Raw genomic sequence first — 8,232 nt, forward strand, 5'->3', positions numbered from 1 at the left:
TAAACTGCAATACGGAGGCACGACCCATAAGTTTTATGATTTGTTGCATGGATACTGGAGTCGTCATTGCGAGGAAAAAAATGAAAATTTTGACGAAGCAATCTCAAGAATTTTATATTACCTCATGAGATTGCCACGCTCCCTACGGTCGCTCGCAATGACGATTAGGGCAATACCCGCTCGCAATGACGTTTTTAGAACTCTTAAACACCTGTAGAACCAAAGCCACCGCTACCACGCATCGTTTCCGTAAGGCTACTACTTTTTTCCCATAATATACGTTCGTACTTTGCGATTATCATCTGAGCAATTCGCATCCCTTTTTCTATAACGAAATCTTCTTTACCGAGATTAATAAGAATCACCTTTATTTCACCTCGATAATCTGCATCAATAGTACCTGGTGAATTAGCAACCGTAATACCGTGTTTAACGGCAAGCCCCGAACGAGGTCGTATCTGGGCTTCAAAAGAGTCTGGCAGTGCTATAGCAATGCCGGTTGGAATTAGCTGTATTTCACCTGCTTTTATTGTTATAGGTTGTTCATTTGCGGCTATTAAATCCATCCCCGCACTATGCTCTGTAGCATATTCCGGCAAACTACCTGAAAAATTTTCTAATTTCTTAATTTTAACTTGCGTTATAGTCATACTACCTTATATCAAATTTATCGTTAACAATTTTATTTTCTACTACATCAATTAAAGAATTAGCAAGATTATCGGTTAATATCTTACTTCCCATGCCAAGTTTTTTTTTAAGCCAAGGCTGTTTAGCACACAGATATTGAAACTTAATATTATCGCCGAATTTTTCTTTCATTACGCTATACATATCACCTATGCCATCAATTAAACCGTAATCAAGAGCCGTTTGTCCTGCCCAAAATTCACCGTTAAATAAAATCTCGTCTTGCTGTGTTAACTTCCCTACTCTTCTTGTTTTTACATATTCTACAAAATGCTCGTAAACCTGCTTTTGCAAATCTTTGATAATTTTAAGATCCTCTTTATTAATAGGTTTAAAAGGATCTAAAATTGCTTTATTTTTTCCTTCCGTATAAACTCTACGCTCTATTCCAAGTTTATTAATCGCTTCATGGAATCCGAATCCGCTTGATACTACTCCTATACTACCTATAACCGAACTATAAGAAGCATATATCCAGTCACCGCTGCAAGCAAGCCAATATCCGCCTGAAGCTGCCATATCTTCAATAAAACTATAAATTTTTATTTTATTTTCTTTAGCAAGGTCACGAATACGTTTCGCAATAAGTTCAGATTGTACCGGAGAACCGCCAGGAGAATTAATAATTAAACATAATGCTTTTAATTTCTTTATTTTAAAAGCTTTTTCTATTAGTTCATTTAATGATTCTAAAGTAAGTCCCGATTGCATAGTACTTACTTTACCGATAACACCGCTAAGGCGTAAAACGGCAATCACTTCTTTAGAATCACCAAAAACCGAAGAAAATAACTGATCTAATTTACTTATCTGCCGTTTGGTTATTATCTGATCAAATTCTGCATTCGCCATAGTTGATTTATTTACTTCATTCATTGATTTTGCTCATTTTTAATTTAATATACTCGCTGAATTTAAAAAATTGGCTTCGTCGCTTTATCATTCCTCCGGTCCTCACGTATTAAGTATACGCAGCTCGCCTCGGCTTACAGCCTCCTTGCTCTTTTCCAAATTGAGCTTCGTCTATTTATTTGGAGTTACTATAGCATCTTTTTTTACAGGCGGCAAAGGCTTAGCCGGTTTATTCAGAGATTGCTCGTTATAACTATTTTTAGGTTCAGGATAATTTCCAGGAATGGCAGATAAAATAGTATCTCTAACTTTTTCGTCATACCAATTTGTATTGCCGACAAAGCTAGTTATTATTTTGCCGTTTGGGTCTATTAATATACTAGTCGGTAAGCTAACAACCCCTAAGGCTTTAAATAATTCATTTCTATAATCATGATAAATCGGCAAATATCTTATTTGATAGCTTTTAAAATATTCTTTAACAATTTTTATGTCTTGATAATCTTCTGAAATCGGAATTACTGAAAAAGGTAATTTCCTAAAATCTTTTTGCAACATATCAAGGTCAGGCATTTCTTTGACACAAGGAGCACTCCAAGTAGCCCAAAACACTAACAATATAGTCTTTCCTTCAAACTGATCAAGAGCATATTGATTTTTTTCTTCATCAAAAAAAATTATATTATCAGGAACGCTTGAGCCTCTTAAAAATTCTAATTTATCCTGATGCTTAGCATAAATTTTAGAAATAAAAATTATTGTAGATAATAAAAACACTATAATATATATAAGATATTTATTATAACTTCTTAAGGTCATATAATAATTTATAGTAATGAAAATATTTTATTTATTCGTATTAGCACTTACATTATGTAGTTGTGGTATAAAAAAACCTTTAGAAGCACCTGGAAAAGAGGCAAAACGTCATTGCGAGGAGTTGCGTTAGCAACGTCGCGGCAATCTCGTCAAGTATCCTGAGATTGCCACGCTCCCTACGGTCGCTCGCAATGACGTACTGCATCAATACCTCTTCAGTGTCGTACCTTGTAATACTAAATCAAAACAATAAGACGGTATATTTTCTTGCGGTTCGATTAATATCGGATTTACTTCACCGCACTCATTATCACACATATTTTTATCAGATAAGTCTAAGCGTGTTTCAAGAGTAGTAAGACTGGGATGCTCTATTCTTATGTTCGCACTTCTCAAATAACGAGAAGATTTATAAGGCAACATGCTAATAAAGTAATATTCTCCTTTATTATTAGTAGTAGCAATACCGGAACCGGTAAAGCTTGAATCGCTTTTACTTGTAAATCTTCTTTTATCCACTCTAGTTTTTAAAGGTTCATAAGGGTATTTACCTCCGCTTCCTACTTGCCATAAATAAACTTTAGCATCTGCAACCGGTACGCAATTTTGATCTAATATTTTTCCTTTAATTAATATCCTTTCACCGTAAAATTTTGATAATCTTCCTGTTTTACGTAATAAATTATTAGTAGTCTCAAAAACTTTCGGTTCATAATCATTAAATATATTTCTAGTAATTTTACAACGATTAAGCTTATTAGGGTAAGTTTTAGAAGCAGCAAATATGTTTAATGTCCATAAACATAAAAAACAAAATATAAATTTTTTCACTTTTCACCACTATATTTATAAAATTCTGCATTTAAACTTAAATCAATTATTGATATTAATCAAATTATTTTTATTCTCATTTGATTATTAAGTAATTGATTGTTATAGTAATACGTGAGCAAAGGCGAGTTCTGCAAAATTTGCTTGTATTGAGCTTTCTGAAATAGCTGTAGCGAATTTTTCAAATTAAACGAATATATATGCAAAAATTTTTATCTTTAATAATTGTAATCCTAATACTTTACAATATAGTAAAGTTCACAATATCTCCCGACAACAATAATCCTACAACTATAGAGCAAACGGCTTCAAATAATTCATCTACCGATGAAAACCAAACTAGTATAAATAATGAACCCCCTATTTCATTAAACGGTAATTTATTTGAACGTACGGTTTCAAAAATAGTAATAAATGCTCTTAAAACCGAAGAAGGGAAAGCATTTTTTGAAAATATTTTACAACCGTTAAATGGACCTATTAATCCTAATGATTACACTATTGAAGTACGTAAGGATTTAGTAAAAACACTGTTTAAAATTAATACGCTCGGTAGCGGTAATATCGGTCCCGCTTCTTGCGGACATGTAGTTACCGTATTTTATCAAATATCAGATATGAACAATACTTTAATATCTGAAGATACTAAAACTTTTACTTTAGGCTCTGCTCCTGTAATGCTTGGCTTAGATAATGTAATAATCGGTATGATGGTAGGAGAAGCACGAGAAGCTATTATTCCGGCAAAATATGCCGTTAATAATAGTAATAATATTATCTTCGATGATGCTTATAATTACAAAGTAAATGTAATTTTAAAATCCATATTACCGCAAAATTTTGTCAAAAATAATGCAGTAAAAATTTATGACGATGAGATAGCTTATCGTGTTCCTTTATTATGCGGTGAAAAAGTAAGCTTTAATGCTAAAATTACTCGTTTATCAAACGGTAAAATACTATATGATTCTAAAGCAAAAGGACAACAAATAGATATGAAAATCGGCGATATTACATATCCTTTAATTTTTTCTTACGCCTTACAAGGTAAAGTAACGGTTGGAACACGCAGTGTTATTGCCGAAAGCAAAACTTTTAAAGCCTTAGGTTCTAATATAAATAAAATTATTTCTCATGAATCATTACCGATAAATGAATATCTTTTACTTGAACTTAATGATTTTAAACAAAATTAAATAAATATGAAACAAACTAAAATATCGGATAATAAAAAACAAAAAAATTATATTTTATTATCTATCCTTGTCATAATGATAATAATTGTATATCTTATAGCATTAATAAAAATTGCAGGATAAATTTTGTAATTATTAAAAATTTAAAACTCAAATTAAATGAGTATATAAGAATCTTACTTTAAACTTTAATTAAGCTAGGAGTTTAGTATGGAAATTATTAAAAAAAACAAAAATATTATTATACTAGTAGGTTTGATATTTTTAGCAGTAATTATTTATATCTCTACAAATAAGAGTTCCGATAATAAAACAAATGATAATATATTAGAAGTAAAGATAACTATAAAAGATCATAAATTTGTTCCGAATATAGTTGAAGTACCGAAATCTACTAAGATAAGGTTAATTGTTCATAATGAAGATGATACAGTAGAGGAGTTTGAAAGTCATGATTTACATCGTGAAAAAATAGTGATGCCGAATGAGTCAATAAATATTATACTTGCACCGCTTAAACCCGGAAAATATGAATTTTTTGGGGATTTTCATCAAGATACGGCTCAGGGTATTATAATTGTTAATGATTAGATAAAAAATATGTTTAAAATTGCTTTAGTAGTGTTTCGTGAATGTTTAGAAATATCCTTATTACTTGGTGTAATACTCGCCGTAACAAAACAAATAGAAAAATCTCGTCTTTATATAATTGCCGGAGTGATGCTTGGAGTAGTATTTGCTTCAATTTTTGCATTTTTTACCCGTAAATTATCTTTATCTTTTGGCGGAATAGGCGACGAGCTATTCGATTCCGGCATTATGATACTAATAACAATTCTGATTAGCTGGACAATAATATGGATGCAAGGTTACGGTATAAAAGTAAAGCAACATATAAACGACTTATCAGTAAAAATTCATGAAGGCAACGCCAGTTATTTCATGTTGGTTTTTTTAGTTGCCACTACCATATTACGAGAAGGTGCAGAAATTATTATTTTAGTATATAGTATATCTTCAGTTGAAACAATATCAAGCAGTATTTACTTGCAAGGAGTGATAATAGGTGCTACAAGTGGCTTCTTACTTGGTTTAGTAATATATTTCGGTTTAATTAAGATTACTAATCAAAAATATATTTTTAAAATCTCTACTGTATTATTAATGTTAATAGCAGGCGGATTTGCAGCAAGTGCTGCAGGTATTTTAACCTCTTCCGGTCTAGTTATGTTTTTATCCGATCAACTTTGGGATAGTTCATGGTTAGTGGCAGATAGAAGTATGATAGGTAAAATCTTACATATTGTTACCGGTTATATTGCAAGACCTAACGGGCTACAAGTACTTGCCTATTTTACTACTATATTACTGATAAATATTTTCATACAAATAAAATTAAGATATTCCAAAAATAACTTAATATCAGTACAAAAAAAATGAATCAAATTAATTTTATCAAAGAGAATAATTAAATTAAATATGTTAAAACTTTTATCAGAAATTGGTCCGGTAATAGCATTTTTTGCAGGCTTTTTTTATGGAGGCGGTATACAAAACGCTACTCTTTATATGCTTATTACCTCTGTTATTTGTATTACCCTTTGTTATGTTATCGATAAGAAAGTATCCAAGCTTTCTATTATTTCTACGACTGTTTTATTAGTTTCGGGAAGCATTACTTTAATTAGCGGTGATTCAATGTATATAAAAATCAAACCTACTATATTATATGTTATTTTTGGAATAATATTTCTCATGAGCGGTATAAGAAAAAATCCTTTTATCAAATATGCTTTAGAGAGTATAGTACGCCTTAAAGAAGAAAGCTGGATAACTTTAAGCTATAGAACAGCGACTTTTTTCTTTTTTATGGCTGTAGTTAATGAAATAGTGTGGCGTAATTTCTCAGATGAAACATGGGTGAAATTTAAAGTATTCGGTGTAATACCTATTACTTTTATATTCATTTTACTGCAATTACCTCTTTTATTAAAGAATAAATTACCGGATAGCAAGATATAATACCTTGCTATTTTTACTCTATATCATTACCGCGTGGCATTATTGCGTAAACCTGCTTTTCGTCATTACGAGAAGAATTACGTAGTAATTTGACGAAGCAATCCAGTTAAAAATTCTGATTTACAGAATTTTTTTTATTATTTTTTCTGGATTGCCGCGTCGCTTCGCTCCTCGCACTGACGATTAGATATCCACGCGGGCAATGACGACTCGGTATGTACGCAACAAGGTCCGGTACTATAGGGAATGACATAAACAAACAGTTAATTCTTAAACAAATATAATCTTTTTAAAAATCGTAGGGTATTATTATTATGATGTTACGAGTTCTAATTTTTATAGCTCTTTCTTTTAGTCTATCTGCTTGTTTACCTGCTATTTTTACCGCAGCAACCACTACCGGTATTGTTGCTTCAAAAGATCAACCAATGTCTGAAACATTAAATGATTCAAGGATTTCTGCCGGTATTAAAGCTGACTTAGTAAAAAATAATTTTAGAGATTTAGGAGCTAAAATAAAGGTTGAAGTATCACAAGGAAGAGTATTATTAACAGGAAATATTCAAAAAGAATCTGATGTGTTAAAAGCCGTAGAAATTGCTTGGAATCAAAAAGGCGTAAAAGAAGTTATTAATGAGTTGAAAGTAAATAAAAATAGTAATCATTTTGACTTAGCCCAATATACTAAAGATAGTATGATAACCACGCAAATTAAAGCTAAAAACTTAGTCAAAAAAGACATTAAATTTGCTAATTATACTATTTTAACTATAGATAATATTGTTTATTTATTTGGAGTTGCAAGATCAGAAGAAGAGCTAGAAAAGCTTGCTTCTATTGCATCAAAAATAAAAGGTGTTGAAAAAGTTGTGTGTTACGCTAAAATAATGGATAATTTTAATAAGCATGATGATGATACGACACCATAAACTTATTGTATTAATTTTTTTATTGATTTTTTGTCTAAGTGGTTGCAATACCTCAAAAAGATTACCTTATTCTCATAAATATTCTTACAAAGAATTATCAAAAGATGATCCTCATAATCTAACTTATAAAGGACATTATAAAGTTGGAAAAAATTATAAAATAAAAGGAGAGACTTACAAACCTCACAGTCCTAAATCTTTTACCGAAACAGGTTATGCTTCATGGTACGGGGGACGTAAAGACGGTTTTCACGGTAAAAAAACAGCTAACGGTGATAGATTTAATAAAAATTTATTAACTGCCGCACATAAAACTCTTCCGCTTCCTTGCTTAGTTAAAGTTACCAACCAAGCCAATAATAAATCAGTAATTTTAATGGTTAATGATAGAGGCCCTTTTAAGAAAAATCGTATAATAGATGTTTCTCAAAAAGCAGCCGAAATTTTAGCATTTAAAAATCAAGGTATAACTAAAGTAAAAATAGAATATTTACCTAATGAAACTGAGAAATTTCTAAAAAATATTAATCTAAAAAAACCACAAAGTAAAACTTTAGCTAAAAACTCTAAAAAATCTTCATCTACTAAAGTTACAAAAAACACTAAATGTAGTGTTAATTGTCATATAAAACTTGTAAATCTAAAATATAAGCTGGCAGTGAATCCTTAAAATAACTCGTCATTACGAGCGACTGAAAGTGTTGTTGCATGGCTCTTATGTCATTCCCGCGAAAGCGGGAATCCAGAAAAAAAATTATAAATACAGCAAATTTTTGAAATTAAAAGCTCGATTTATCTTGCTTTATGATGGATCCCTGTTTTCGCAGGGATGACATCAAGCCGTTTTTTGAGCCATGCAACAATATACGGTAATCCTCCCATTTTTAATCGCA

10 protein-coding genes and 1 pseudogene are annotated in these 8,232 nt (G+C 30.9%); 7 read left to right on the plus strand and 4 right to left on the minus strand.

What is annotated here, in order from left to right:
• Positions 1–217 (plus strand): annotated as a pseudogene (locus KYQ89_RS01895) (hypothetical protein); the annotation flags it as partial.
• On the opposite strand, the gene dut reads toward KYQ89_RS01895, so the two are convergent.
• The 4 genes from dut to KYQ89_RS01915 form a co-directional block, all read right to left on the minus strand.
• Positions 204–650, minus strand: a complete 447-nt coding sequence (dut, locus tag KYQ89_RS01900; RefSeq protein WP_218460170.1) for a dUTP diphosphatase — start codon at positions 648–650, stop codon at positions 204–206. The pseudogene KYQ89_RS01895 and the gene dut sit on opposite strands and share 14 nt — an antisense overlap.
• Position 651: 1 nt before the next feature.
• Positions 652–1,566, minus strand: a complete 915-nt coding sequence (locus tag KYQ89_RS01905) for a S49 family peptidase (protein WP_218460171.1) — start codon at positions 1,564–1,566, stop codon at positions 652–654.
• 147 nt (positions 1,567–1,713) lie between these two features.
• Positions 1,714–2,361 (minus strand): TlpA disulfide reductase family protein, encoded by a 648-nt coding sequence (locus tag KYQ89_RS01910; protein ID WP_218460172.1) that lies wholly within the window; start codon positions 2,359–2,361, stop codon positions 1,714–1,716.
• Positions 2,362–2,565: 204 nt separating this feature from the next.
• Positions 2,566–3,192 (minus strand): dioxygenase, encoded by a 627-nt coding sequence (locus KYQ89_RS01915; protein WP_218460173.1) that lies wholly within the window; start codon positions 3,190–3,192, stop codon positions 2,566–2,568.
• 200 nt (positions 3,193–3,392) lie between these two features.
• Between KYQ89_RS01915 and KYQ89_RS01920 the strand changes: the two genes are divergently transcribed.
• The 6 genes from KYQ89_RS01920 (at position 3,393) to KYQ89_RS01945 (ending at position 8,009) form a co-directional block, all read left to right on the plus strand.
• Positions 3,393–4,388, plus strand: a complete 996-nt coding sequence (locus KYQ89_RS01920) for an FKBP-type peptidyl-prolyl cis-trans isomerase (RefSeq protein WP_218460174.1) — start codon at positions 3,393–3,395, stop codon at positions 4,386–4,388.
• 210 nt (positions 4,389–4,598) lie between these two features.
• Positions 4,599–4,979, plus strand: a complete 381-nt coding sequence (locus KYQ89_RS01925) for a cupredoxin domain-containing protein (protein WP_218460175.1) — start codon at positions 4,599–4,601, stop codon at positions 4,977–4,979.
• Between the two features lie 9 nt (positions 4,980–4,988).
• Complete coding sequence (locus tag KYQ89_RS01930) at positions 4,989–5,828, plus strand: FTR1 family protein (RefSeq protein WP_218460176.1); 840 nt, start codon at positions 4,989–4,991, stop codon at positions 5,826–5,828.
• Between the two features lie 39 nt (positions 5,829–5,867).
• On the plus strand, positions 5,868–6,410 hold the full coding sequence (locus tag KYQ89_RS01935; RefSeq protein ID WP_218460177.1) for a septation protein A: 543 nt from the start codon (positions 5,868–5,870) through the stop codon (positions 6,408–6,410).
• 314 nt (positions 6,411–6,724) lie between these two features.
• Entirely contained in the window at positions 6,725–7,339 is a 615-nt protein-coding gene (locus tag KYQ89_RS01940) for a BON domain-containing protein (protein WP_218460178.1), read from the plus strand.
• Positions 7,340–7,361: 22 nt separating this feature from the next.
• On the plus strand, positions 7,362–8,009 hold the full coding sequence (locus KYQ89_RS01945) for a septal ring lytic transglycosylase RlpA family protein (RefSeq protein ID WP_256621191.1): 648 nt from the start codon (positions 7,362–7,364) through the stop codon (positions 8,007–8,009).
• The last annotated feature ends 223 nt before the right edge of the window (positions 8,010–8,232 follow it).

This window comes from Rickettsia sp. TH2014 (assembly GCF_019249195.1).
Classification (GTDB): Bacteria; Pseudomonadota; Alphaproteobacteria; order Rickettsiales; family Rickettsiaceae; genus Rickettsia; species Rickettsia felis.